Source organism: Castellaniella sp., assembly GCF_034675905.1.
Taxonomy (GTDB): domain Bacteria; phylum Pseudomonadota; class Gammaproteobacteria; order Burkholderiales; family Burkholderiaceae_B; genus Castellaniella.
Genome location: NZ_JAUCCV010000009.1, coordinates 158,313 through 184,896 on the forward strand (window position 1 = coordinate 158,313; position 26,584 = coordinate 184,896).

A 26,584-nucleotide genomic window follows, 5' to 3' on the forward strand; every position below is an offset into this window, starting at 1 on the left:
CGGGTTTGCCATGACCGATAAAAAAGGATCCAGCGAGGACAAAACCTTGCACTGTTCCTTCTGCAACAAAAGCCAGAGTGAAGTCCACAAGCTGATCGCGGGTCCTTCCGTGTTCATCTGTGATGAATGCATCAGTCTGTGCAACGACATCATCCGGGACGAAAAGCAGGAAGCCGCCCGCGATGCCGTGCGCAATGAACTGCCCACCCCCCAGGAAATCAAGACCTTCCTGGATGGCTACGTGATCGGCCAGGAAACGCCCAAGCGCAATCTGGCCGTGGCGGTCTACAACCACTACAAGCGCATCCGCTATGCCGAAGCCAAAAGCGGCGATGTGGAATTGTCGAAAAGCAATATCCTGCTGATCGGCCCGACCGGTTCGGGCAAGACGCTGTTGGCGCAGACGCTGGCCCGCATGCTGGATGTGCCGTTCGTCATGGCTGATGCGACCACGCTGACCGAAGCCGGTTACGTGGGCGAAGACGTCGAAAACATCATCCAGAAGCTGCTGCAGAACTGCAACTACGAGGTCGATAAGGCCCAGCGCGCCATCGTCTACATCGATGAAATCGACAAGATTTCCCGTAAATCGGACAATCCTTCGATTACCCGCGATGTGTCGGGCGAAGGCGTGCAGCAAGCGCTGCTGAAACTCATCGAAGGCACGGTGGCGTCGGTGCCCCCGCAAGGCGGGCGCAAGCACCCCAACCAGGACTTCGTCCAGGTGGATACCACCAATATCCTGTTCATCGTGGGCGGCGCCTTCGACGGGCTGGAAAAGATCATCCGTGATCGCAGCGAACGTTCCGGTATCGGCTTTTCCGCGACGGTGCGTGCGCGCTCCGAACGCGGCGTGGGCGAACTCTTCGCCGAAGTCGAACCCGAAGACCTGATCAAATTCGGCCTGATCCCCGAATTGGTTGGTCGCCTGCCGGTGGTTGCTACCCTGGAAGAGCTCAAGGAAGACACGCTGGTGCGCATCCTGACCGAGCCGCGTAATGCCGTGGTCAAGCAGTTCCAGAAACTGTTCGAGATGGAAGACGTGGCGCTCGACGTCACGCCCGACGCCCTGACGGCAATCGCCAAACGCGCCATCAAACGGCGCACAGGGGCCCGAGGCTTGCGTTCCATCATGGAACAATCGCTGTTGGCGACCATGTTCGACCTGCCTACCCGCCAGGAGATCAATCGTGTCGTGTTGGACATGGATGCCGTCGAAGGGCAGGGAACGCCCCAGCTCATCGAGGGACCTCGCAACACCCAGCACGCCGAAGACGAAAAACCCCTGCGTACCGCTGCTGCCTGATCGCCGTTTCAAGCGGATCGATTGCCTTTATACTGAATGGACAGGCGTAGGGCCTTGAAAGGCCCGCACCTGACTCCATATGGATAGGCAGGCAACACACAAAAAAGGAAGCCTGTGCTTCCTTTTTTATTGGAATCAATCGTTTTAGGAAGCAACCATGTCTGCTAGCCAGATTCTGACCCAGGAACCTGCGGATTTGCCGCTGCTGCCGCTGCGCGATGTCGTGGTCTTTCCTCATATGGTCATCCCGCTGTTTGTGGGGCGTCCTCGCTCCATCAAGGCGCTGGAACTCGCCATGGAAGGCGGCAACAGCATTATGCTGGTTGCTCAGAAATCCGCCGGCAAGGATGACCCCACTCCCGATGATCTGTACGAAATCGGCTGTGCCGCCAGCATCCTGCAGATGCTCAAGCTGCCTGACGGGACGGTCAAAGTCCTGGTCGAAGGACAGCAGCGGGCACGCATCCATGCCGTCTCGGATGCCGAAACGCACTTCACGGCCCGCGTCACCGGCATTGATGAAGAAGCTTCCGATCAGGCCGAAGCCGAGGCCTTGCGCCGCGCGGTATTGGCCCAGTTCGAGCAGTACGTCAAACTGAACAAGAAGATCCCCCAGGAAATCCTGACCTCGTTGACCGGCATCGAAGACGCCGGCCGGCTGGCGGACACGATTGCCGCCCATCTGCCGCTGAAGATCGAACAAAAGCAGTCCTTGCTGGACATGGCTGGGGCCGTGCAGCGCCTGGAAGCCCTGCTGGCGCAGCTGGAATCCGAAATCGACATCCTGCAGGTCGAAAAACGCATTCGCGGCCGTGTCAAAAAGCAGATGGAAAAGAGCCAGCGCGACTATTATCTGAACGAGCAGGTCAAGGCCATCCAGAAAGAACTGGGAGAGGGCGAGGAAGGCGCGGACCTGGAAGAACTGGAACGCAAGATCGCAGCTGCCCGCATGTCCAAAGAGGCCCGCAAAAAGGCCGACAGCGAGCTGAAAAAACTGAAGCTCATGTCGCCCATGTCGGCGGAAGCAACTGTGGTGCGTAACTATATCGATACCCTGTTGGGTCTGCCCTGGTATAAAAAGAGCCGGGTCGACAATACCTTGCAAAACGCCGAAGAAGTCCTCGACGCAGACCACTATGGTCTGGAAAAGGTCAAGGAACGCATCGTCGAATACCTGGCTGTGCAGCAGCGCGTCGAAAAACTCAAAGCGCCCATTCTGTGCCTGGTCGGGCCTCCGGGGGTGGGGAAAACGTCCCTGGGGCAGTCCGTGGCGCGAGCGACCAACCGCAAGTTCGTGCGCATGGCCCTGGGCGGCGTCCGTGACGAGGCCGAGATCCGTGGTCACCGCCGCACCTATATCGGTTCCATGCCGGGCAAGATCCTGCAGAACATGAGCAAGGTCGGCGTGCGCAATCCCTTGTTCCTGCTCGACGAGATCGACAAGCTGGGTGCGGATTTCCGCGGCGATCCGTCGTCGGCGCTGCTGGAAGTGCTGGATCCGGAACAGAATCACACCTTCCAGGATCATTACATCGAAGTCGATTTCGACCTGTCCGATGTGATGTTCGTGGCCACCAGCAATACGCTGAATATTCCGCCGGCGCTGCTGGACCGGATGGAAGTCATCCGCCTGTCGGGCTACACGGAAGACGAAAAGGTCCATATCGCCTTTGATCATCTGCTGCCCAAGCTGATGAAGAACAATGGCGTGCAGGACGGCGAATTGACGGTGACAGAATCCGCGATCCGCGACATCGTGCGCTATTACACGCGCGAAGCCGGGGTGCGGGCGCTGGAACGTGAAATCTCCAAGATCTGCCGCAAGGCCGTCAAGCGCTTGTTGTCAGCCAATCCGATCAGCAAGGGACGCAAGACTGCAAAGGCTGCGAAGGTCCTGGAATCCTTGACGGTCGATTCCGACAATCTGGACGACTACCTGGGCGTGCGCCGCTTCAGTTTCGGCGTGGCTGAAAAGGAAGACCGCATCGGACAGGTGACGGGATTGGCCTGGACGGAGGTCGGCGGCGATCTGCTGACCATCGAGGTCGCCGACATGCCGGGCAAGGGCGTCGTCACGCGCACGGGTTCCCTGGGCGACGTGATGAAGGAATCTGTCGAAGCCGCCCGCACCGTGGTGCGCGCTCGCGCCCGCCACTGGGGTATTGCCGATCAGGTCTTTGAAAAACACGATCTGCACGTGCACTTCCCGGAAGGCGCCACGCCCAAGGACGGTCCTTCGGCCGGGGCCGCGATCACCACGGCCATGGTGTCGGCGCTGACCGGCATTCCGGTGCGCGCCGACGTCGCCATGACAGGGGAAATCACCCTGCGTGGCGAGGTGCTGGAGATCGGCGGCCTGAAGGAAAAGCTGCTGGCGGCGCATCGCGGCGGCATCAAGACCGTGATGATCCCGGAAGAAAACGTCAAGGATCTGGCTGAAATCCCGGATAACGTGAAAAACCACCTGGAGATCATCCCGGTGCGCTGGATCGACCGGGTGCTGGAAGTCGCCTTGCAGCGCATGCCGACGCCCTTGTCGGACGAGGAAGTCGCCCGCTTGGCCGCCGAGGCCGTCGCAGCGGCCAAGCCTTCGGGTTCAGGCTCGGGGGATGTGATCAAGCACTGATCGGCATCAGTGCAGGTTCGTCGTGCGGATCAGACCGACGGCAATGCCTTCGATGGCAAAGTCGTCGCCTGCGCCCACGATGATCGGATCAAAATCAGGATTTTCCGGCAGCAGGCGGATGCGCTGGCCTTGGTGGTCCAGCCGTTTGACCGTGACGTCGTCGCCCAGGCGGGCCACGACGATCTGCCCATGGCGGGCATCGGGCGTGCTGTGCACCGCCAACAGATCGCCATCCAGAATGCCGGCATCACGCATGCTGCTGCCGCGCACGCGCAGCAGATAGTCGGGTGCGGAGTCAAACAGCTGTGGCGCCAAGGGAATTTCGCGTTCGATGTGTTCGGCGGCCAGGATCGGGTGGCCGGCGGCGACGCGCCCGATCAGCGGGATCAGTGACTGATCGGACGCAGCGGTCCAGATCGGCGCCCCCTGTGGGGCTTGGATCGCCCGCGCCGCTGCGAGCAGACCGACGCCTGCCGAGGGCTGCGCGGTTTGCGGGGTTGCTGCCGGTGTTTGAGGCGCCAATGATTGCGCCAGGGCGGTCAATTGGATGCCGCGCGACGTGCCGGCGGTCAGCAGGATATAGCCTTTGCGCTCCAGAGCGCGCAGATGGTCTTCGGCGGCGTTGGCGGAACGAAACCCCAGTGCACGGGCGATTTCAGCGCGGGTCGGCGGACGCCCCGTCTGGGCGATGGCCTGAGCGATCAGGGCCAGGATCTGGGATTGCCGGGCAGTGAGCTTTAAAGACATGGCAGGCTACTGGATGAAAACACAGCCTGTATTTTGTCGGAATGCTTAGGATAAGGCAAGCGGCCGGTGTCTCTGTCTGTAAAAGCGCGCTCGGCACGCCGCCAATGAAAAAGGCCCGGACGTACTGTCCGGGCCTTCGAGAGCCATGAGGCCGTTGCGATCAGCCCTTCAGTACCTGAGCGATGGCGCGAGCCACATAGTCGACGTTGGCGCTGTTCAGGGCGGCCACGCAGATGCGACCGCTGCCCACGGCATAGATGCCGAAATCTTCACGCAGGCGTTCGACCTGGGGCTTGGTCAGACCGGAATACGAGAACATGCCGCGCTGCGCCTTGACGAAGCTGAAGTCGCGATCGACGCCTTGGGCGTGGATCTGTTCGACCAGCTGATGGCGCATGCTGCGGATGCGGTCGCGCATGCCGGCGAGTTCTTCAGTCCACAGGGCAAACAAGGCTGGCGTGTTCAGCACTGCGGACACCAAGGCGCCGCCGTGGGTGGGCGGATTGGAGTAATTGGTGCGGATGACGCGCTTCAGCTGGCTGAGCACCCGGGCGCTTTCCTCGTCGCCGCTGGTGACCAGGGTCAGGGCGCCGACACGCTCGCCATACAGCGAGAACGATTTCGAGAACGAGGAGCTGATGAACATCGTCATGCCCAGATCAGCGAACAGGCGCACGACGGCGGAATCTTCTTCCAGGCCGCTGCCAAAGCCCTGATAGGCGATGTCCAGGAAGGGCACCAGCTGGCCGGCCTGCAGGGTCTGGGCGATGTCGCGCCATTGTTCCGGGGTGGGGTCCACGCCGGTGGGGTTGTGGCAGCAGGCGTGCAGCACGACGATGGTGCCGGCGGGCAGGGCCTTCAGCGAGGCCAGCATGCCGTCGAAGTTCAGGCCATGGGTCGCGGCGTCGTAGTAGTCGTAGCTGACGACCGGGAAGCCGGCCGTGGAGAACAGCGCTTCATGGTTGGCCCAGCTGGGGTTGCTGATGGCGACCTGGGCGTTGGGCAGGATGTGTTTCAGGAAATCGGCGCCGACCTTCAGCGCGCCGGTGCCGCCCAGGGTCTGGACCGTGACGGAACGATGCGCTGCCAGCAGCGGCGATTGCGCGCCCAGCAGCAGGGCGGCGGCGCCCTGGTTGTAGCCGGGGATGCCGTCGATGGGCAGATAGTTGCGCGGCGCAGCCTGTTCGAACAGAGCGGCTTCGGCCTGGCGGACGGCTTTCAGCAGGGGAATGCGGCCAGCGTCGTCGGTGTATACACCCACGCCCAGATTGACCTTGGTGGACCGGGTGTCGGCCTTGAATTGTTCGTTCAGACCCAGAATGGGGTCGCGAGGGGCGAGTTCGACAGAAGCGAAAATAGAGGACATGGGGTACCGTTGAGACAGAAGGGGAATAGTTCTTGGTCACATAGGCCAACGATGGGATAATAAGGGGTTTACCCGAATAGTGTCTAGACGAACCATGGAGAACGGCATAAATACCCCGGGTTTTGTGCATTTCCCGGACAGCCCGTTTCAGCTGTACCAGCCTTATCCGCCGGCCGGCGACCAGCCGGCAGCCATCGCCGCCCTGGAATCCGGAGTGCGCGACGGTTTGATGTGCCAGACGCTTCTGGGGGTGACGGGGTCGGGCAAGACCTACACCATGGCCAACCTGATCGCCCGCACCGGGCGGCCCGCCATCGTGCTGGCGCCCAATAAAACCTTGGCCGCCCAGCTGTATGCCGAAATGCGCGAATTCTTCCCCCGCAACGCGGTGGAATATTTCGTGTCCTATTACGATTACTATCAGCCCGAGGCCTATGTGCCTTCGCGCGATCTGTTCATCGAAAAAGATTCGTCCATTAACGAACACATCGAGCAGATGCGCCTGTCGGCTACCAAAAGCCTGCTGGAACGCCAGGACACCATCATCGTGGGGACAGTGTCCTGCATCTACGGGATCGGCAATCCGGCGGACTATCACGCCATGGTCCTGACGCTGCGCACGGGCGACCGGATCGGCCGCCAGGAAATCCTGGCGCGGCTGGTCTCCATGCAGTACGAACGCAATGATGCGGATTTCGCGCGAGGCACTTTCCGCGCCCGGGGCGAGATCATCGACGTCTTTCCCGCCGAACACGCCGAGCAGGCTCTGCGCATCACCCTGTTCGACGATGAAATCGAATCCCTGGATCTGTTTGATCCCCTGACGGGCAAACTGGTGCAGAACCTGGTGCGTTTCACGATCTTTCCCAGTTCGCATTACGTCACGCCGCGCGAAACGGTGCTGCACGCGATCGAGACCATCAAGGAAGAACTGCGCGACCGCCTGGCCGAATTGACAGCCGATGGCCGCCTGGTCGAGGCCCAGCGTTTGGAACAGCGCACCCGTTTCGATCTGGAAATGCTGCAGGAACTGGGTTTCTGCAAAGGGATCGAAAACTATTCCCGTCATCTGTCCGGGGCCGCGCCGGGCGAACCGCCGCCCACTTTGATCGACTATCTGCCGGCCAATGCGCTGATGTTCATCGATGAAAGTCACGTCACCATCGGCCAGCTGGGCGGCATGTACCGGGGCGACCGGTCGCGCAAGGAAACCCTGGTGCAATTCGGTTTCCGTCTGCCCTCGGCGCTGGACAACCGGCCTTTGCGACTGGAGGAATTCGAGGCCCGCATGTCGCAGTGCGTCTTCGTGTCGGCGACGCCGGGAGCCTACGAGGCCGAACACGCCGACGAGATCGTCGAGCAGGTGGTGCGCCCGACGGGCCTGGTGGACCCGGAAGTCGAGCTGCGCCCGGCCGCGACCCAGGTCGACGATCTGCTGGGCGAGGCCAAGCTGCGTATCGCCGTGCATGAGCGCGTGCTGGTGACGACGCTGACCAAGCGCATGGCCGAGGATCTGACCGAATATCTGCAGGAAAACGGCCTGAAGGTGCGCTACCTGCATTCGGATATCGACACGGTCGAGCGGGTGGAGATCATCCGCGACCTGCGTCTGGGCGCTTTTGACGTGCTGGTGGGCATCAACCTGCTGCGCGAGGGGCTGGATATCCCGGAAGTCTCTCTGGTGGCGATTCTGGATGCCGACAAGGAAGGTTTCTTGCGTTCAGAGCGCAGCCTGATCCAGACCATCGGCCGGGCTGCCCGCAATCTGAATGGCCGCGCCATTCTGTATGCGGACCGGGTGACGGATTCCATGCGTCGGGCCATGGACGAGACCGCCCGCCGCCGGGAACGGCAGCAGGCGTTCAATATCGCCAATGGCATCACGGCCCGCAGCGTCACCAAGGCGGTGCGCGACCTGATCGATGGCGTGTCGGCCGCTGCCGGGCCGGTGTCGGATGCAGCAGGGTTCGATGCCAGCGTGCTGGGCGACGAAAAGGCCCTGGCGCGGGAAATCAAGCGGCTCGAACAGCGCATGAATGACCATGCACGCAATCTGGAATTCGAACAGGCCGCTGCTGTGCGGGATGCCCTGCGCACCTTGAAAGACCAGGCGCTGCTGTCCTGATGGCAAGGTCCCATGGCGGCGTAGCGCCATCTGCGGCAAAGTTGCTGACGCAACAGGATTTTTTGTAGATTTCGTTGGAAAAAGCTTGCCAATTATCGGGTTTTCCCGCACACTTTCACCTATCATGCATAAGGTACTTTTTGTCTGTACGGGCAATATCTGCCGTTCCCCCTCTGCCCAGGGTGTATTCCAGCACCTGATCGATGAAGCCGATCTGTCGGATGCTATTTGTGTCGACTCGGCGGCCACCCACCAGTTCCATGTGGGCGAGGCCCCCGATGCGCGTGCGCAGACGGCGGCCCGCAAGCGCGGCTACGATCTGTCCACTCATGTGGCGCGGCAGATTGACGCCGATGATTTTCGCGATGCGGATCTGATCCTGGCCATGGATTGGGAAAACCTGTCTGCGTTGCAGCAGCGTTGCCCGAAAATCTATCAGCACAAATTGATGCTGCTGATGCGCTTTTCCAACGAATACGAAGAGGCCACCGTGCCCGACCCCTATTATGGCGGCCCCGAAGGCTTCAACAAGGTCCTGGACTACATCGAAGACGCCTGCCAAGGGGTCCTGGAATTGGTCCGCAAGCGCGCCTTACAATATCAGGCGGCTTGATCCTGTCCGTATTCATTCTCCTGCCCACTGCTGCATCTGATCGACGCCCTGCCTGACAGGGCGTTTTGTATTGCGCGCACGGCACGAGCGCATTTCCGCGTGAGGTCGGGGCAGGCCCGGCAATCACCCGATCTTCAACGCTTGCGGCTTTCGAGCATGCGCTGAAGCAGTGTCTGAAGCTGTTGCCGATCTGATGCGCAGAGCTGCTCCGTCAGTGGCGTCAGTGCCTGTTGTGTTTGTGCATGCAGGCGCTTGACTAGTTCGGCGCCAGCATCAGTCAGAAAAACATCGGTTGCCCTGCCGTCTTCCGCATTGGGCGCGCGCGCCACGAGTCCCTTCTTTTCCGCTCGGGCGATCAGCCCCGACATCGTCTGTTTCTCCAGTCCCAGGTAGTCGGCCAGTTCGCTCATCCGCGGGCGCCGGTCCCACAGAATGCCCAGCGCGCGCATCAGCGTGAGAGACAGGTCATTTTCGGCGCCGAGCTTGTTGAGAACGGCCATCGTGACAAAGGCAGTCGGTACGAGCACGTCGGCCAGTCCTTCGTCGATTGGGGGAGGTGGTGCCATGATTGTTTGCTGTTTCATGTTGGCTCTATCTTGACATAGTTCGTATTGCGCATCAATAATAGATCGTAATACGAACTTTTAGGAATGCGTGTTCATCGCAGGAGAGTCCCTTGAAAACAGTCGCCATCATCCCATTCAAATGAGCCTCTGTCTGAGTGTTCGTCTATCTTTCCTGGCGCTGTCCAGTGGTCTGATCCTGATGCTGACCGCATGCACGGGTATGCCGGTGCGCGCTCCGGCGGTCGTTGATCTGCCCGAGGCGTGGCGCGCGCCCTTGCCTCATGGCGGGTCGACAGTGGCGCTTGCCGACTGGTGGAGGGCATTCTCCGATCCCTTGTTTGTTTCGCTGATTGAACGCGCCCAGGCAGCCAACCCGAATCTGCGGGTGGCTGCCGCCAGGCATCGGCGGGCGCGTGCTATGGTCACCGAATCCCGCGCCGACCTGCTGCCGACAGTTGACCTCGACGCCACCTCCAGCCGTGGCAAGAACCTCAACAGCATTCCGGGCGTTTCCACCCAGTCGGACGCCCGATTCAATGCCAGTTGGGAGATCGACCTCTTTGGCGGCAAGCGCGCTGCAGCCGATGAGCAAGCGGCGCGGGCCGATGCCGCGCAATATGATTGGCATGCGGCACGGGTGACGCTGGCAGCCGATGTCGCCGGGGCCTATCTGGACCTGCGCTTGGCACAGGCGCGCGAGGAAATCGCTGCACTCGATGGCTTATTGGCGGCGCAGCTGCTTGCCTGGGGCCGCCGGCAGCAGGCGGCCGGTCTCTTCAGTGCAAATGATGTCGCCTTGCTGCAGGCCGATGCTGCGTTGGCTTCGGCCCGCCGCAATGCCGAACGGGCAGAGGCGCAGGTGGCGTTGCAGGGACTGGCTTTGCTGCTGGGCATATCGGCGGCCCCCTTGGCGCTTGAGCTGCAGGCCGCCGCCTTGCCCACAGCCTGGGCCTGGCCGCGCCGTGGGCTGCCCAGCGTCCCTGGATTCGAAGTCTACGCGCTGCCGGCGCAGTTGCTGGCGCAGCGTCCTGATGTGGCTGCTGCCCATCAGCGCTGGCTGGCGGCGCAGGCCCACTACCGCGGCGTGGATGCTCAACGGTATCCGCAGCTGAGTCTGGGCGCCTTGGCCGGTGAAGCGCGCCTCAGTGTGGGGGGGATGAGCACACTGAGTTCTCTCTGGTCGATCGGCCCGAGTCTGACATTGCCACTTTTCGATGGTGGAAGGCGCCGGGCCCAAGGCCGGGCCGCACAGGCGTCGATCGATGAAGCGGCGGCGGCGCTGCAGTCGAAGTGGCAAACCGCCGTCGCCGAGGTCGAGGAAGCGTTGGAGCGCATGGTTGCTGCTCGTGATCGCAGACGCGAAGCCGAGACAGTGGCGCACGAATGGCAAGGCATGGCCCAACGTGCCGTTTTGCAGGCGAGGGCTGGTCTGTACAGCGGCCCTCAGCGCGTCGCTTCGCAACGCAATGCGCTGACTGCTCACGATGATGTGCTGACCGCGCAGGCGGATCAGGCCAGGGCCTGGTTCCGCCTGTACCGCAGTCTGGGTGGCGGTTGGAACGTCGATCCGGATGCCATCGATCAACTGGCCGCTCAGTCATGAAGCATCGTTTCGCCTATCTTTCGGCCACCGCTGCGGCCCTTTCCATTGTCTGCGCCGCTCTGTTCGTGGCCATGCGTGATACGGCTCCTCTTGTCTCTGAATCGTCCTCTGCGGTGCCGCCTGCCTTGACGGTCAAGCGCACCTTGGCCACCGCGCAGCGGTGGCCACAAACATTGGACGCTGTTGGCGGCATTGCCGCCTGGCAGGAAATCGTGATCAGCGCTGAGATCGGCGGGCGGCGTCTGTCGCGCTTGCTGGTCGATATCGGTGACCGGGTAACGCAAGGACAGCTTCTGGCGCAGCTTGGTCCCGGCACGCTTGAGGCCGATCTGAACATCAGCCGTGCGGCGCTTCGAGAGGCCGAAGCCACTGCTGCGGAGGCGGGCCGTGCGGCGGATCGCGCCCGTGCCTTGCAGGGTACCGAGGTCTTGTCTGCACAGGCTATCGACCGGGCGCTGGTAGCCGGCGACGTAGCGCAAGCTCGTCTGGCTGCGGCCCGCGCACGCGTGCAGGCTGATGCGTTGCGGCTGGCCTACACCCAGGTGCGCGCGCCGGATGACGGCGTGATCAGCTTGCGACCTGCGGTGGAGGGTGCGCTCGTTCAGCAAGGGGAAGAAATCATGCGCCTGCAGCGCCAGGGTCGGCTTGAATGGCGTGCCGAATTGCCGGGGCCGGAGCTTGCGCGCGTGACGCCTGGTCAGGCCGTACGGGTCACGCTGGACGGCACGCGGACTGTCGAAGGCCGTGTGCGCAACATCTCACCACAGGTCGATCCGCAAAGCCGTACCGGCATCGTGTACGTGGATCTCAAGCCCGCCGCTCGAGTGCGGGCCGGGCTGTTTGCCCGAGGCGAGTTTCTACTGGATCAGCATGCGGTGCTGGCGCTGCCCGCAACCGCCATCCTGCTGCGCGACGGCTTCAGCTATGTCTTCCGCATCGAGGGTGACAGGGTGCGGCAGCAGAAAGTCATGCTGGGCGCAAGGCGCGGCGATCAGGTGGAGATCCGTGAAGGACTGGCTGCCGGCGCCGCTGTGGTTGAATCCGGGGTCGGCTTCCTGGCGGATGGGGTGACGGTGCGTGTCACCGCGACCGCTGCGACACTATCCTCCGACACGGTGCGCTGAAGAGGGCGGTCATGAATTTTTCAGCCTGGTCGATTCGCAATCCTGTGCCGACTATCTTGCTGTTTGCCCTGCTGACGGTGGCGGGGCTATTCGCATTCGGCGGCGCCAAAATCCAGAATTTCCCGGACGTCGACCTGCCCCTGGTGACGGTCGTGGCCAGCTTGCCGGGCGTGGCGCCCGCCCAAATGGAAACCGAGGTGGCGCGCAAGCTGGAGAATGCCATGGCCACCATGAAGGGGCTGCGGCACTTGCATACGACGGTGCAGGACGGCGTAGCCACGGTCTCGGCTGAGTTCCGCCTGGAGAAGCCCCCTCAGGAAGCTTTGGACGATACGCGGGCTGCTGTGGCCCGTGTGCGGGCGGACTTGCCTGCCGCCTTGCGTGACCCCGTCATCAGCAAAGTAGAGTTCAAGAATGCCCCGATTCTGACGTATACGGTGGCCTCGTCACGCATGGATGAGGAAGCCTTGTCATGGTTCGTCGATGACCAGATCACACGGCGTCTGCTGGCCGTTCCCGGCGTTGGAGCCGTCACCCGTGTCGGTGGCGTCAACCGTGAAGTCCGCGTGGAACTGGACCCCGATCGACTGCTGGCATTGCGCCTGAGCGCGGCTGATGTGTCACGCCGACTCGGCCAGATGCAAGGCGAGGCCCCTGGCGGTCGCATCAGGCTGGGTAGCAGCGAGCAGACGATACGCGCGGTCGTTGCGGCACCCTCGGCGGCGGCTCTGGCGGCGATTGCCATTCCCTTGCAGGATGGTCGTGTCGTGCGCCTGGACCAAGTGGCCACCGTGACCGATACCGTGGCCGAGCGCCGTAGCGCCGCCTTTCTCAACGGCAATCCGGTCGTCGGCTTCGAGGTCCTGCGCACCACGGGCGCGGGCGACCTGGATGTGGCCGACGGCGTGCGCCAGGCGCTCGCCGCATTGAAAGCCGAGCAGCCGGATCTTGAACTGACCGAAGCATTCAACGCCGTCGATCCGGTTGTGGAGAACTTTGAAGGCAGCATGTCGCTGCTTCTGGAAGGCGCTTTGCTGGCGGTGCTTGTCGTGGGACTCTTTTTGCGCGACATCCGCGCGACGTTCATCAGCGCCGTGGCGCTGCCGCTGTCCATCATCCCCACTTTCCTGTTCATGCAATGGCTAGGGTTCACGTTGAACGTCGTCACCTTGCTGTCGCTATCGCTGGTGGTGGGCATCCTGGTGGATGATGCCATCGTCGAGATCGAGAACATCATGCGCCACCTGGCGCAGGGCAAGGATCCGCTGGAGGCCGCGCGGGAAGCAAGCGATGAGATCGGGATGGCGGTGATCGCCACCACCTTCGCACTGATTGCCGTCTTCCTGCCCACTGCCTACATGGATGGCCTGGCCGGCAAGTTCTTCGTGCAGTTCGGATGGACCGCGTCCATCGCGGTCTTCTTTTCGCTTGTCGTGGCCCGGCTGTGCACGCCCATGATGGCGGCCTATTGGTTGAAGAAGCCGGCCCGGTCCCATGTCGAACCATTCTGGATGCCAGCCTATCTGAAGGCTGCGCACTGGGCATTCGCGCACAAGGGCGCGACGCTGGCGATCGTGGCGTTTTTCAGCATCGCCAGTTGCATGCCGCTGCTGACGGGCGCGATCAAAAGCGACTTCATGCCGCCCGCTGACGTGAGCCAGACCCGCGTCAGCGTCGAGCTGCCGCCGGGCAGCACCTTCGAACAAACGCGCGCTGTCGCTGATCAGGTGGGTGCAGCCGTGGCCGCGCATCCGCAGGTGACCATGGTCTATACCGCTGTCGGCGGCGGTAGCGCCGGAGATAGCCCGGTGCACAACGCAGCCGAAGCGCGCATGGCGAATCTGACGCTGAACCTGACGCCGCGCGAAGAGCGCCCAGGCCAGAGCCAGCAGCTCATCGAGCGCGAACTGCGTTCCCGTTTGCTGGATGTGGCGGGCGCACGCATCAAGGTGGCCGTGGATGAGGTCTATACCTTGGTGCTCTCCGGCGAGGATAGCGACCTGCTGGCGCAGCATGCGGCCAGGGTGGAGCAGGAATTGCGCGGTCTGGCGGGCATCGGCCAGGTGATCAGCAGCGCGAGCTTGCAGCGGCCGGAATTGATTGTGCGTCCGGATACGGCCCGCACAGCCGATCTGGGCGTGAGCACCGATGCGATTGCAGAGACGTTGCGGGTGGCTACTCTGGGCGATTATGAGCAATTTCTGCCAAAGCTGAATCTGGACCAGCGTCAGGTGCCGATTGTGGTGCGACTGCCCGATGATGCGACGCATAACCTCGTCTTGCTGCGCCAGCTCACGGTGCCGGGCGCTCGCGGCCCCGTGCCGCTGAGCCATGTGGCCGAGATGACGATTGCCAGCGGACCGGCGCAGATCAGCCGCCTTGATCGCCGGCGCAATGTGAACTTCGAGATCGAGCTCAACGGTCAGGCGCTGGGCGATGTACAGCAGCGCGTCGCCGCCTTGCCCAGCCTGTCGCATCTGCCTCCCGGTTTGTTCAGGAACGACATTGGCGAGGCGGAAACGTCCAACGAACTGGGCCGGAGTTTCCTGCTGGCGATGGGCGCCGGCGTGGCCTGCATCTACATCGTACTGGTGCTGTTGTTTCGTGCCTGGGTGCAGCCGGTGACGATTCTTGGAGCGCTGTTGTTAGCGGTGCCTGGGGTGATCCTGGTCTTATTCGCCACCGGCACCAATCTCAGCATGCCCGTCATGATCGGGGTGATCATGCTGATGGGGATTTCCTCCAAGAATTCCATTTTATTGGTGGAATATGCAATCATGGCGCGCCGTGATCACGGCATGTCGCGGCACGAGGCATTGCTGGATGCCTGCCATAAGCGTGCGCGCCCCATCGTGATGACGACGCTGGCGATGGGCGTTGGCATGCTGCCCATTGCGCTGGGCTTGGGCGCCGATCCGAGCTTTCGCGCACCAATGGCCATTGTCGTGATCGGCGGTCTGATCACCTCGACGTTCTTGAGTCTGTTGTTTGTTCCGGTGTTCTATGCCGTATTGGACGATCTTGCTCAGCGTTTCACGCCGGGATCTGGGCTGGCGAGGCCGTCCCGCCGCTAGCCTGCGTCGCCGCGGTTTACTCGCCCGCATTCACTAAAAACCTCAACTTGATGTTGGTCAATGATTTGCATACTATGCCCTTAAATCTGAGTGTTTTAGTCGGGTACTAAGCTATACTTGACTTTAATAGTCGGGTATAAATTTCCCGTGTGATTTGATTCAGAACCAAAAGGGGTTTCATCATGCGTTTGACGACCAAAGGGCGTTTCGCAGTAACGGCAATGATCGATCTGGCTCTACGCCACCACAGCGGCCCGGTGACATTGGCCGCCATCAGCGAGCGACAGAATATTTCCCTGTCGTATCTGGAACAGTTGTTCGGCAAGCTGCGGCGCCATGAATTGGTGGATAGCGTGCGCGGGCCGGGCGGGGGATACATGCTGGCCCGCCATGCCCGCGACCTGTCCGTCGCCGATATCATCTTTGCCGTGGACGAGCCGCTGGACGCAACTAGCTGCGGCGGCAAGGAAAACTGCGACATCGGACGCAATGGCCGTTCGGGGAAATGCATGACGCATGACCTGTGGGCGACCTTGAGTCGTAAAATGCTGGAATACCTGGATTCGGTGTCGCTGCAGGATCTGGTCGATCAGCAGCGTCTGCGGGAATGGCAGGAATCAGGGCAGCTGCGCAGCGGCCGCCCGACGATTCCCATCACACCCGTCGCCAGCAATACCCAGGAGCCCGTTTCCGCCTGATTGTTCTGGAGTCTCAATGTCGCAAGGTCTGTCAGCAGATCGCCCTATCTATCTGGATTATTCGGCTACCACGCCGGTGGACGAACGCGTGGTGCAAGCCATGCTGCCTTGGCTGGCCGAGCGTTTCGGCAACCCGGCCTCGCGCAGCCATGCCTGGGGCTGGGATGCCGAAGAGGCCGTGGAACAGGCGCGCGCCCAGGTGGCTGGTCTGATCCATGCCGATCCGCGTGAAATCATCTGGACCTCGGGCGCGACCGAATCCGATAATCTGGCGATCAAAGGCGTTGCCGGATCCCACGCGGCGCGGGGGCGGCACATCATCACCATGCGCACGGAGCACAAGGCCGTGCTGGATGCCTGCCAGGCATTGGAACAGCACGGTTTCCAGGTCACCTACCTGGACGTGGATGCCGATGGCTTGGTCGATCCTCAGGTGCTGCGGACAGCCTTGCGCCCCGATACCATTCTGGTATCGATCATGCTGGTGAACAATGAAATCGGCGTCATCCAGGACATCGCGGCGCTGGCGGCCGTGTGTCGGGAACAGGGTGTCCTGTTTCATACGGATGCGGCGCAGGCCACCGGCAAGGTCGCCATCGACGTCAATGCCCTGGATGTCGATCTGATGTCCCTGTCGGCCCATAAGACCTATGGCCCCAAAGGCGTCGGGGCGCTGTATGTGCGGCGCAAGCCCCGTGTGCGCCTGGAGGCGCAGATCCACGGTGGCGGCCACGAACGCGGCATGCGGTCCGGCACTTTGCCTACGCATCAGATCGTCGGCATGGGCCAGGCGTACGCCCTGGCGGCCGAACTCATGGATCAGGAAATCCCCCGCATTCGGGCTATGCGGGATCGTCTGTGGGACGGCTTGAAAGATTTGCCCGATATCTACCTGAACGGGGCGCCCGATCATCGCGTGGCGCATACCCTGAATGTCAGCATCGCTCATATCGAAGGCGAGGCCTTGCTGATGTCGATTCCTGAATTGGCCGTCTCCAGCGGGTCGGCCTGCACGTCCGCCAGCCTGGAACCCTCCTATGTGCTGCGGGCGTTGGGGCGCAGCGACCCCTTGGCGCATAGTTCTCTGCGCCTGACGCTGGGCCGCTATACCACGCAGGAACAGATCGACCTGGCCGTGACGCTGCTGCGTGCACAGATCCAACGGTTGCGCGAACTCTCGCCCTTGTGGGAAATGCGCCAGCAGGGCGCCCTGGAAACGTGGGCGGGGGTGCTGTAATGGCGGGGCCGACGTACGGGCCGCAGGTCCTGGATCACTACCTGCATCCGCGCCATGTCGGGTCTTTCGATCCGCAGGACCGTCAGGTGGGCACGGCGCTGGTCGGCTCTCCGGCCCTGGGCCAGGTGCTGAAACTGCAGATCCGTCTGCAGGGCGAGGCTATCGAATCAGCCTGTTTCCGCGCGTTTGGCTGCGGTGCGGCCATTGCGGCCGGGTCGCTGGCGACCGAATGGCTGCAAGGCCGCAGCCTGGATCAGGCGCTGGCCATCCACAGCCAGGATTTCGTCCAGGCCTTGGATCTGCCGCCCGCCAAGTTGCATTGCGCCCTGTTGGCCGAAGACGCCATTCGCGCGGCCGTCGCGGACTATACTGATAAGCATTCCTGAACACCGGTTTTTATTGTCGAGGTCATCATGGCAATCACACTCACACAACAGGCAGCCGATCACATCCGGCGCCATCTGGAAAAACGCGGCAAGGGCCTGGGCCTGCGCCTGGGCGTGAAACCATCCGGCTGCTCGGGCATGTCCTACCAGCTGGAATACGTGGACGATCCGATGGCCGAAGACCAGATCTTCGAGCAGTTCGGCGCCCGGCTGTACGTCGCGCCTGACAGCCTGACATATCTGCAGGGGACCGAATTGGACTACGCCCGAGAAGGCCTGAACGAAGGCTTTCGCTTCCGCAACCCCAATGAAAAAGCGGCGTGTGGCTGCGGGGAATCGTTTACGGTCTGACGCCGCATCGCGTTCAGTCCAGCAAAAAGGCCGGTTGATGAAACCGGCCTTTTTGCTGGGTGCGGCAAAGGATCAGTCTTCGCGCCGCAGGTGCGGGAACAGGATCACGTCACGGATGTTGGGGCTGTCGGTCAGCATCATGACCAGGCGGTCGATGCCGATGCCGCAGCCGCCCGTGGGCGGCATGCCGTATTCCAGCGCGCGCACGTAGTCGGCGTCGTAGTACATGGCTTCCTCGTCACCGGCGTCTTTTGCTGCAACCTGGGCCTGAAAGCGGGCGGCCTGGTCCTCGGGGTCGTTCAGCTCGGAAAACCCGTTGGCGATTTCCCGGCCGCAGGCAAAGAGTTCAAAGCGTTCGGTGATGCCGGGCTGGGTGTCGGATGCCCGGGCCAGCGGCGAGACCTCGATCGGATAGTCGATGATGAAGGTCGGGTGCCAGAGCTGGGCTTCCGCCGTTTCCTCGAACAGGGCCAATTGCAGGGCGCCCAGTCCTGCGTTGGCCAGGACCGGGCCGTTGACGTCGGCGCCCAGGCGGCGCAGATCCTGGCGCAGGAAATCGGCATCCTGCAGCTGTGCGGCCGTATAGGCCGGCGCATATTTCAGGATGGCTTCGGTGATGGTCAGGCGGTCGAACGCGCGGCCCAGGTCCAGTGGCTGGCCCTGGTAGTTCAGATCCGTCGTGCCGCAGACGCGCAGCGCCGTCTCGCGGATCAGGGACTCGGTGTAGTCCATCAGCCAGCGGTAGTCGGTGTACGCCGCATAGAATTCCATCATCGTGAATTCAGGGTTGTGGCGCGGGCTGACCCCTTCGTTGCGGAAATTGCGGTTGATCTCGAAGACCCGTTCGAAGCCGCCCACGATCAGGCGCTTCAGATACAGTTCCGGCGCGATGCGCAGGTACATGTCCATGTCCAGCGCGTTGTGGTGCGTGGTGAACGGTTTGGCGGCGGCGCCCCCGGGGATCGGGTGCAGCATCGGGGTTTCGACTTCCAGGAAATCGGCGTCCGACATGATCTGGCGGATGGCGGTGACGATGCGGCTGCGGGCCAGGAAGGTCTGACGCGTTTCCTGCGTCATGATCAGGTCCACGTAGCGCTGGCGATAGCGCAGTTCCTGGTCGGCGACGCCGTGGAATTTGTCGGGCAGGGGGCGCAGGGATTTTGACAGCAGGCGCAGCGATTCCACGCGCAGCGACAGTTCGCCCTTGTGGGTCTTGAAGACCTGTCCCTCGGCGCCCACGATGTCGCCGATATCCCAGGACTTGAAAGCCGCGTAGATGTCGTCGCCCAGCACGCCCCGGTCCAGGTACAGCTGCAGGCGGCCGCTGGCGTCTTGCAGCGTGGCGAAGCTGGCCTTGCCCATGACGCGCTTGAGCATCATGCGACCGGCCACGCAGGCGCGGCGGTTCAGGTCCTGCAGGGCGTCGGCGTCCAGTGCGCCGCAGTCCTCGTGCAAGGTGGCGGCGTGAGTGTCGGGGTGAAAATCGTTGGGGTAGGCGGGACCGGCGTCGCGCAGGCTGGTCAGCTTGGCGCGCCGTTCGGCGATCAGGCGGTTTTCATCGGGAGTATGGGATTCGGTCTGCGCGGTCATGTCGGAAGATCTGTAAGTCGTGGAAGAGGGCCGGGCGGGGACGCCAGCCCGGCCTGGGCGTGGCTGGGGGCTCAGACCCCTTGTTTCAGGCTGGCGGTGATGAAGGGGTCCAGGTCGCCGTCCAGGACTTTCTGCGTGTTGGAGATTTCGACTCCGGTGCGCAGATCCTTGATGCGGCTCTGGTCCAGCACATAAGAGCGAATCTGGTGACCCCAGCCCACATCGCTTTTGGCGTCTTCCAGTTTCTGCTGTTCCGCCATGCGGTTGCGCATTTCCAGTTCATACAGGCGCGATTTCAGCATCTGCATGGCTTCGGCGCGGTTGCGGTGCTGGGAACGGTCGTTCTGGCACTGCACGACGATGCCGGTGGGATTATGGGTGATGCGCACCGCCGAGTCGGTCTTGTTGATGTGCTGGCCGCCGGCGCCGCTGGCGCGGTAGGTGTCGATGCGCAGATCAGCCGGATTGACCTCGATTTCAAAGGAATCATCGATCTCCGGATAGACGAACACGCTGGCAAAGGACGTGTGGCGGCCGTTGGAGGAATCAAAGGGGCTTTTGCGCACCAGGCGGTGTACGCCGGTTTCCGTGCGCAGCAGGCCGTAGGCGTATTCGCCTTCGAATTTGATCGTGGCCGATTTGATGCCGGCGACTTCGCCTTCGGATTCTTCCAGGATTTCCGCCTTGAAGTCCTTGCGTTCACCGTAGTGCAGGTACTGGCGCAGCAGCATGGAGGCCCAATCCTGGGCCTCGGTGCCGCCAGCGCCCGCCTGGATGTCGATGAAGCAGTTCATGGCGTCGGCTGGATTGTTGAACATGCGGCGGAATTCCAGCGCCTCCAGACGTTCGCCCAGGGCGGCGCAATCGGCTTCGATGGCCTGCAGGGTCGCATCGTCATCGTCTTCGCTGGCCAGCTCGAACAGGTCGCGGGCGTCCGTCAGGCCGCGTTCCAGTTCGGTCAGGGTCTGGACGATGGTTTCCAGGGATTTTTTTTCGCGCCCCAGTTCCTGGGCGTGGGTGGGGTCGTTCCAGACGTCGGGGCTTTCGAGTTCGGCATTGACGACGATCAAGCGTTCGGCTTTGGTATCGTAGTCAAAGATACCTCCGAAGAATGGCCTGGCGCTCCAGATAGTCCTCGATGTGGGTGCTGATCTGGTTCTGGCGTTCGGCTTCCATGCGGGTTTCCTTTTTTCTGATACTGCGAAGATAATCTACCATTTTAACGCGCCAGGACGCCGGTATCGATACCGGCGTGGAAGCACCAAGGAGAGCTGCATGGATGAAGGGGAACAGGGCGGGAATGCGGGCGTGCCGGCGCCGCGCGCCGGCACGGCGTTGCTGGACCGAAGAGCGCGCGTGATCGGCGGGCTGGATGGGCGGCTGCGGGATCTGTCGCCTGCTTATTTCGGCCTGGTGATGGCGACGGGTATCGTGTCCCTGGGGGCCCATATGATGGGCCAGCCGCTGGTCGCACGGGCGCTGTTCCTGTTGAACGTGCTGCAGTATGGCGTGTTGTGCGTGCTGTATGTGCTGCGGGCGGTCTATCACCCCCGGCAGTTTTTCGGCGACATGGTCAGTCATCTGCGCGGGCCGGGCTATTTCACGGCGGTGGCGGCGACCGGCGTGCTGGCCAGCCAATGCTTCGTGCAGGTCGACGCGCCGCGCGCGGGTTTCGTCCTGTGGCTGCTGGCCGTTGTGCTATGGATCGGGTTGATCTATACCATCTTCACCGCTTTTACCGTCAAGACCGACAAGCCCACCCTGGACAAGGGCATCAGCGGCGGCTGGCTGCTGGCCGTGGTGGCGACCCAGTCGCTGGCTGTCTCCAGCGCGCTGCTGGCGACCCATATCGGGCAGCCGTATCGCCTGGAACTGAACCTGATGGCTTTGTCCATGTGGTTGTGGGGCGGCATGCTGTACATCTGGATGATGTCGCTGATTTTCTACCGCTATGTGTTTTTCCGCTTTTCCCCGGATGACTTGTCGCCGCCGTACTGGATCAATATGGGGGCGATGGCGATCTCGACGCTGGCGGGTTCTTTGTTGATCCTGAATGCCCCGGATGCGCCCTTTTTGGTGTCGCTGCTGCCGTTTTTGAAGGGTTTCACCGTGTTTTACTGGGCGACCGGGTCCTGGTGGATTCCGATGTTGCTGCTGCTGGGGATCTGGCGCTATGGCTTCCAGCGCTTTCCCTTTCAGTATGACCCCTTGTACTGGGGCGCCGTGTTTCCGCTGGGCATGTACGCCGCCAGTACCTGGCAGATGAATCTTGCCATGGAATTCGGCTTCCTGGCCGGCATGCCGCGTATTTTCCTGCATGTGGCCCTGTTCGCCTGGCTGGTGACGTTCATCGGCATGGTGCGGTCCGTGCTGCGGCTCAGGCGGCAACCGTCAGGGCGGGTTTAGTCGGCGTATTCGATCATCACGCCAGCCCCTGCATCCAGCTGGAATTGCGCCAAGGTGCGGCGCAGTCTGCTGATCCCCGAATCCTGTTCGGCGACGGCCTGTGCAGTGTCTTCCGCATGGGCCGTACTGCGGGCGCCCATGGCTTCCAGCAGGCGGGCGGCCTGAGCGGTTTCGTGGATCGCCCGCGCCTGCTGGTCGGTGGCAGCGGTGACCTCGTCCATGATCTGGCTGCTGCGGTGCGTGGCCGTGACGACGGCGCTCATGGCTTGCTGCGCCTCGGCAGCCAGTCGGGCGCCTTGCCGGCTGTTGCGCACGGCTTGCGCGATGGCGGTGTGAATGGTGTCGGCGGCGGCATGGCAGCGTTGTGCCAGGGATCGGACTTCCGCAGCCACAATCGCGAATCCCCGGCCATGCGGGCCGGCATGAGCGGCCTCGACAGCGGCATTAAGCGCCAGCAGATTGGTCTGGAAGGCGATTTCACCGATCTGCCGAGCAGCGGCCTCGACATGCAAGCCGTCTTCAGTGATGCCTGAAATGGCCTGGCTTAGCCGGGCGACGCTGTCAGAGCCGGTCTTGGCCTGCTGGTCGCTGCATTCGCTCAGGCGCCGCGCTTCCAGCGCCCGGTCGTGATTCTGCCTGACCGTGTCGTCCAGGTAGTGCATGGCGGCCGATACCTGGCTGGCCATCTGGCGCTGCGCGTGGCTGTCCTGCAAAGCGGCGTCCTGACTCGATGTCAGCAGGCCGGCGCTGGCATCCACGCGGGTGAAATGATCAGAGACCTCGCAGAGCGTTTGATTCAGACCGGTGCGGATGTTTTCCAGGGCCGCCATCATCCTGCCCATTTCGTCGCGCCCGGTTTGTTCGATGCCGATGGTGAGATTGCCGGCGGACAGATGGCCCGCCAGTACCAGGCCCTGATCCAGGGGGCGCTTGATGGATCGGTACAGGCTGAGCAGGGCCGCCATGCTGGAGAGCAGCAGCGCCAGCACGGCGGCGATGGCTGTATAGCCTGCGGATTGTCCGGCAGTGGCGGCGTTGTCGACTTGGTGCGCCAGACGCTGGGATTGTCGGGCATCGAATGCGTTGATCAGCGCTCTGATGGCAGCCTCGGTGTCCGTGTATTGCTGGCTGAAAATCAGAGCCTTGGCCAGCATGGCGTTAGGCAGGGCGATCTTGATGCCGCCGTTGCCGTCATCCAGTTCGCCCTTGGCGGTGCCGATGGCCTCTCGCTGGATCTGGGTCAGCGCCAGCAGCTGAGCGTTTGCGTCTTCGATCAGGCTCAGTTCTGCTGCATCGAAACCGGCGCCGCGAAAACGCGTCATAGTATCGGCCTGGATGCCTTGGGCATCGGGCGCTTGCCCCGTCAGGATGGCAAGATCCTGTTGGTGTCGCTGTTCGAATTCCGGCTGTTCGCTGCCGACGAATGCCATGGTGTTGCGGGTCAAGGCGTCGGTCAGGGCCTGGTAGCGGGTGGCCAATTGGGTCGCCTGGTAACGCGCAGATTCCGTGTGCTGCAAAGAGTCTGTCGTGCGTAGCAGATGCAGCACGGCGCCCAGCACCAGGGCCGTGCACAGGGCTAGCAGCGTCAGAAACAGGATGAATCGGCTTTTCAGTGTGAACGCAGGCCGCATGCGTGGATCCCCTGGCAGGAAGGCCTGGGCCGGATGGCCCAGGCATCGCAGGGATTATGGGTGTCGTATGTGACACCCATATGTCAGGCGCTTAGCCGAACAGTCCGGGCAGCCAGAGGCTGATGATGGGGACGTAGGTGATGAAGACCAGATAGACCAGCAGCAACGCCAGCCAGGGCAGCGCGGCGCGGATGACCTGACCGATGCTCATCTTGGTGATGCCGGCCGTCACGAACAGGTTCAGGCCCACCGGCGGGGTGACCATGCCGATCTCCAGGTTGACCACCATGATGATGCCCAGGTGCACCGGATCGATGCCCAGTTCCATGGCGATCGGAAACAGGATCGGGGCCAGGATCAGGATGATGCCGGTCGGCTCCATGAAGGCGCCGGCCACCAGCAGCAGGATGTTGACCACGATCAGGAACTGCCAACTGCTCATGTCCCAGGCGATGATCTGCTCGGCGATGGCCTGCGGGATGCGTTCGGTGGTCAGCACGTGGGCGAACAGCAGCGCGTTGGCGATGATGAACATCAGCATGATGGTCACCTTGGCCGCGTCGATCAGGACCTCGGGGACCTGCGTCATGCCGATGTCGCGGTAGACGAACACCGCGATGAAAAAGGCATAGACGGCGGCCACGGCGGCGGCCTCGGTCGGGGTGAAGATCCCGCCATAGATGCCGCCCAGGATGATGACGATCAGCAGCAGCCCCCAGATCGAGTCGCGCGCGGCGGCGCTGACCTCGCCCAGGCTGGCGCGCGGCTGACGGGGCATCTTGCGCACGCGCGCCACGATGTAGATGGCCACCATCAGCACCAGGCCCAGCAGCATCCCGGGGATGACCCCGGCCATGAACAGCGCGCCCACCGAGGTTTCGGTGACGGCGCCGTAGACCACCATGACGATGGACGGCGGGATCAGGATGCCCAGGGTGCCGGCGTTACAGATGACGCCCGCAGCAAAGGACTGGGAATAGCCCGCGCGCACCATGCCGGCGATCACGATCGAGCCCACCGCCACCACCGTGGCGGGCGAGGAGCCCGAGACGGCGGCAAACAGCACGCAGGCCATGACTGAGGCGATCGCCAGGCCGCCGTGCAGGTGGCCCACCGAGGCGATGGCAAAGCGGATCATGCGCTTGGCCACGCCCCCGGTGGTCATGAAGGCGCCGGCCAGGATGAAGAAGGGGATGGCCATGAGCGTGAAGTGCTCGGAGGTCTCGTAGAGCTTGAGCGAGAGCGAGGCCAGCGAGTCGGTGCCAAAGGCCATGATGGTCAGCAGAGACGACAGCCCCAGGGCCACCGCTACGGGCAGGCCCATGAACATGAACAGGAACAACAGGATGAACAGTGCGATGGTGGTCATTTTTGTTCTCCCGCGTCGTCGCTACGGTACTTCATGGCATCGGCGACCTCGTCGCCCAGCAGCGAGGCGTGATCGCCCTTGATCAGGTGCCAGAGCACCTCGCCGAATCGGTAGATAAGCAAGGCAAAGCCCAGGGGCATGACCACGCGCGGGACCCACTGCGGGATGGGCAGGTCCTGGGCCATGATGCCGATCATGTGGATCTTGCTGACGTAGATCCAGCTGCCGTAGAGCACGATGAAGGCATAGGCTATGCACAGCACCGTGCTGGCGATGGCCAGGCGGTGGGCGGCGCGCGCCGGCAGCAGGCGCACAAAGGCGTCCACGCCGATGTGCGCGCCCACGCGCACGCCGTAGGAGATGCCCAGAAAGATCAGGGCGCCGAAGAAATACATGGTCAGCTCGAGCGCCCAGACAAAGCTGTAGTTGAAGACGTAGCGCGCGATGACCTGGGCGAACGTCACCACGGTCATGGCCGCCAGCAGAAAGGCGATCAGGCTTTCCTCGATGTGTTCCAGCCAGTTTTTCAACATGAGAGGGAACTCCTTGATTCAGAGATGAAACGACCGCTGGGGACCTTCCGGATCAGAGGGTCCCCAGCGGTAGCCGTGTGCAGGAACTGCAGCGACAGATTTAGGGCTGGTTTGAGGCCTGAGCGGCGTCGATCAGGTCCTTGCCGATGCCGCCCTGGAATTTTTCCCAGACCGGATGCATGGCGGTGCGCCACGCGGCGATGTCTTCCTTGGACAGGGGCTGGATCTTGGCCTTGCCGGCTTCGGCAATGCGTTTCTGGTCGCGGTCATTGATCTCGGCGGCCAGCTTGTTGGCGTGTTCCGTGGCGCCCGCCATGGCTTTTTTCAGCGCGTCGCGGACATCGGCAGGCAAGCCGTCCCACCAGCCGGCATTCGTGATAACCATATAGTCCAGCGCGCCATGGTTAGTGACGGCGATGGTCTTCTGGACTTCGTGGAATTTCTGCGAGTAGATGTTGGACCAGGGGTTCTCGGCCCCGTCCACCACGCCGGTCTGCAACGCCTGGTAGACCTCGGCGAAGGCCAGTTTCTGCGGATTGGCGCCCAGCTGGCGGAATTGGGCTTCCAGCACGTCAGACGCCTGGATGCGGAATTTCAGGCCTTTGACGTCTTCCGGGCGGGTGAGCTTGTCCTTGTTGGTGGACATCTGCTTCAGGCCGTTGTGCCAGTAGGCCAGGCCCTGGATACCCTTGGATTTCATGGAGTCCAGCAGGCTTTGGCCGGCGGGGCTGGCCTGGAAGCGATCCAGAGCGGCCATGTCGTCAAACAGGAAGGGCAGATCAAAGATCTGGACCTTTTTGGTGTAGCGGTCGAATTTGGCCAGGGACGGGGCGATGATCTGCACGTCGCCCAGCAGCAGGGCTTCCATTTCCTTGCCGTCGCCAAACAGTTGCGAGTTGGGGAAAACCTGGACTTCGACCTTGCCCGGCAAGGCGGCTTCGGCCAGTTCCTTGAATTTCAGAGCGCCCTGGCCCTTGGGGGTGGATTCGGCCACCACATGGCTGAATTTGATGACGGTGGGGGCGGCTTGGGCGGTCATGGCGGCCAGGCCCAGGGTCAGGGACAGACCCAGCGAGGCGGCAAGGCGGGTGGTCGAAAATTTCATCGGTGATTCTCCGGGTAGCGGTGCGCCCTTGGACAGCAGGGCGTCTGGCTGACAGACCACTGACTGAACGGCGGCTGAACGTGCGGAGTGTACCGAACAGGGGGAGTGTGCGCGATGGGTGGAAACCA

General features: G+C 62.5%; 21 protein-coding genes. 12 read left to right on the forward strand and 9 right to left on the reverse strand.

All coding sequences use genetic code 11. From position 1 onward, the window contains the following. The first annotated feature begins 10 nt into the window (after window positions 1–10). On the forward strand, window positions 11–1,306 hold the full coding sequence (clpX, locus tag VDP79_RS09560; protein ID WP_323017978.1) for an ATP-dependent Clp protease ATP-binding subunit ClpX: 1,296 nt from the start codon (window positions 11–13) through the stop codon (window positions 1,304–1,306). A gap of 157 nt (window positions 1,307–1,463) precedes the next feature. Beyond that, the gene (gene lon / locus VDP79_RS09565) at window positions 1,464–3,932 is read left to right on the forward strand and encodes an endopeptidase La (protein WP_323017979.1); all 2,469 of its coding nucleotides are present in this window, start codon (window positions 1,464–1,466) and stop codon (window positions 3,930–3,932) included. 6 nt (window positions 3,933–3,938) lie between these two features. Here lon and lexA read toward each other — a convergent pair whose 3' ends face one another. Then, a complete protein-coding gene (gene lexA / locus VDP79_RS09570) occupies window positions 3,939–4,679 on the reverse strand; it encodes a transcriptional repressor LexA (protein ID WP_323017980.1) in 741 nt (246 codons plus the stop codon). Between the two features lie 160 nt (window positions 4,680–4,839). After that, window positions 4,840–6,045, reverse strand: coding sequence for an amino acid aminotransferase (locus VDP79_RS09575; protein WP_323017981.1), 1,206 nt, complete (start codon window positions 6,043–6,045; stop codon window positions 4,840–4,842). A 106-nt stretch (window positions 6,046–6,151) separates the two neighbouring features. Between VDP79_RS09575 and uvrB the strand changes: the two genes are divergently transcribed. Beyond that, window positions 6,152–8,170 (forward strand): excinuclease ABC subunit UvrB, encoded by a 2,019-nt coding sequence (gene uvrB / locus VDP79_RS09580; RefSeq protein ID WP_323018083.1) that lies wholly within the window; start codon window positions 6,152–6,154, stop codon window positions 8,168–8,170. 121 nt (window positions 8,171–8,291) lie between these two features. Next, window positions 8,292–8,783, forward strand: coding sequence for a low molecular weight protein-tyrosine-phosphatase (locus VDP79_RS09585; RefSeq protein WP_323018084.1), 492 nt, complete (start codon window positions 8,292–8,294; stop codon window positions 8,781–8,783). A gap of 134 nt (window positions 8,784–8,917) precedes the next feature. Here VDP79_RS09585 and VDP79_RS09590 read toward each other — a convergent pair whose 3' ends face one another. After that, window positions 8,918–9,367 (reverse strand): MarR family winged helix-turn-helix transcriptional regulator, encoded by a 450-nt coding sequence (locus tag VDP79_RS09590; protein ID WP_323017982.1) that lies wholly within the window; start codon window positions 9,365–9,367, stop codon window positions 8,918–8,920. Window positions 9,368–9,488: 121 nt separating this feature from the next. Here VDP79_RS09590 and VDP79_RS09595 point away from each other — a divergent pair, with 121 nt between their 5' ends. The 7 genes from VDP79_RS09595 (at window position 9,489) to iscA (ending at window position 17,822) form a co-directional block, all read left to right on the forward strand. Beyond that, complete coding sequence (locus VDP79_RS09595; protein ID WP_323017983.1) at window positions 9,489–10,952, forward strand: efflux transporter outer membrane subunit; 1,464 nt, start codon at window positions 9,489–9,491, stop codon at window positions 10,950–10,952. Then, on the forward strand, window positions 10,949–12,076 hold the full coding sequence (locus tag VDP79_RS09600) for an efflux RND transporter periplasmic adaptor subunit (protein ID WP_323017984.1): 1,128 nt from the start codon (window positions 10,949–10,951) through the stop codon (window positions 12,074–12,076). The genes VDP79_RS09595 and VDP79_RS09600 overlap by 4 nt, the downstream gene beginning before the upstream one ends. An 11-nt stretch (window positions 12,077–12,087) precedes the next feature. Continuing rightward, window positions 12,088–15,150, forward strand: coding sequence for an efflux RND transporter permease subunit (locus tag VDP79_RS09605; protein ID WP_323017985.1), 3,063 nt, complete (start codon window positions 12,088–12,090; stop codon window positions 15,148–15,150). 182 nt (window positions 15,151–15,332) lie between these two features. Then, the gene (gene iscR, locus VDP79_RS09610) at window positions 15,333–15,848 is read left to right on the forward strand and encodes a Fe-S cluster assembly transcriptional regulator IscR (RefSeq protein WP_323017986.1); all 516 of its coding nucleotides are present in this window, start codon (window positions 15,333–15,335) and stop codon (window positions 15,846–15,848) included. Window positions 15,849–15,864: 16 nt separating this feature from the next. Continuing rightward, window positions 15,865–17,085, forward strand: coding sequence for an IscS subfamily cysteine desulfurase (locus VDP79_RS09615; RefSeq protein WP_323017987.1), 1,221 nt, complete (start codon window positions 15,865–15,867; stop codon window positions 17,083–17,085). Continuing rightward, window positions 17,085–17,471 carry an iron-sulfur cluster assembly scaffold protein gene (locus VDP79_RS09620; RefSeq protein ID WP_323017988.1) on the forward strand — a complete coding sequence of 129 codons (387 nt, stop codon included), beginning with the start codon at window positions 17,085–17,087 and terminating at the stop codon, window positions 17,469–17,471. The genes VDP79_RS09615 and VDP79_RS09620 overlap by 1 nt, the downstream gene beginning before the upstream one ends. A 27-nt stretch (window positions 17,472–17,498) precedes the next feature. Beyond that, window positions 17,499–17,822, forward strand: coding sequence for an iron-sulfur cluster assembly protein IscA (iscA, locus tag VDP79_RS09625; protein WP_323017989.1), 324 nt, complete (start codon window positions 17,499–17,501; stop codon window positions 17,820–17,822). Between the two features lie 72 nt (window positions 17,823–17,894). Here iscA and lysS read toward each other — a convergent pair whose 3' ends face one another. Both lysS and prfB read right to left on the reverse strand, forming a co-directional pair. After that, on the reverse strand, window positions 17,895–19,412 hold the full coding sequence (gene lysS, locus VDP79_RS09630; RefSeq protein ID WP_323017990.1) for a lysine--tRNA ligase: 1,518 nt from the start codon (window positions 19,410–19,412) through the stop codon (window positions 17,895–17,897). Between the two features lie 71 nt (window positions 19,413–19,483). Further along, a protein-coding gene (gene prfB / locus VDP79_RS09635) for a peptide chain release factor 2 (RefSeq protein WP_323017991.1) occupies window positions 19,484–20,588 on the reverse strand; the annotation gives its coding sequence in 2 pieces (ribosomal slippage) (window positions 19,484–20,506 and window positions 20,508–20,588; 1,104 coding nt in all). A 99-nt stretch (window positions 20,589–20,687) separates the two neighbouring features. Between prfB and VDP79_RS09640 the strand changes: the two genes are divergently transcribed. Then, window positions 20,688–21,818, forward strand: coding sequence for a tellurite resistance/C4-dicarboxylate transporter family protein (locus VDP79_RS09640; protein WP_323017992.1), 1,131 nt, complete (start codon window positions 20,688–20,690; stop codon window positions 21,816–21,818). Here the strand turns inward: VDP79_RS09640 and VDP79_RS09645 are convergent. From VDP79_RS09645 to VDP79_RS09660, 4 genes are all read right to left on the reverse strand, one after another. Continuing rightward, on the reverse strand, window positions 21,815–23,449 hold the full coding sequence (locus tag VDP79_RS09645; RefSeq protein ID WP_323017993.1) for a methyl-accepting chemotaxis protein: 1,635 nt from the start codon (window positions 23,447–23,449) through the stop codon (window positions 21,815–21,817). The two genes, VDP79_RS09640 and VDP79_RS09645, sit on opposite strands and share 4 nt — an antisense overlap. 91 nt (window positions 23,450–23,540) lie before the next feature. After that, a complete protein-coding gene (locus VDP79_RS09650) occupies window positions 23,541–24,818 on the reverse strand; it encodes a TRAP transporter large permease (protein ID WP_323017994.1) in 1,278 nt (425 codons plus the stop codon). Continuing rightward, the gene (locus tag VDP79_RS09655) at window positions 24,815–25,351 is read right to left on the reverse strand and encodes a TRAP transporter small permease (protein WP_323017995.1); all 537 of its coding nucleotides are present in this window, start codon (window positions 25,349–25,351) and stop codon (window positions 24,815–24,817) included. The genes VDP79_RS09650 and VDP79_RS09655 overlap by 4 nt, the downstream gene beginning before the upstream one ends. Before the next feature lie 100 nt (window positions 25,352–25,451). Beyond that, a complete protein-coding gene (locus VDP79_RS09660; protein WP_323017996.1) occupies window positions 25,452–26,456 on the reverse strand; it encodes a TRAP transporter substrate-binding protein in 1,005 nt (334 codons plus the stop codon). Window positions 26,457–26,584: the final 128 nt, after the last annotated feature.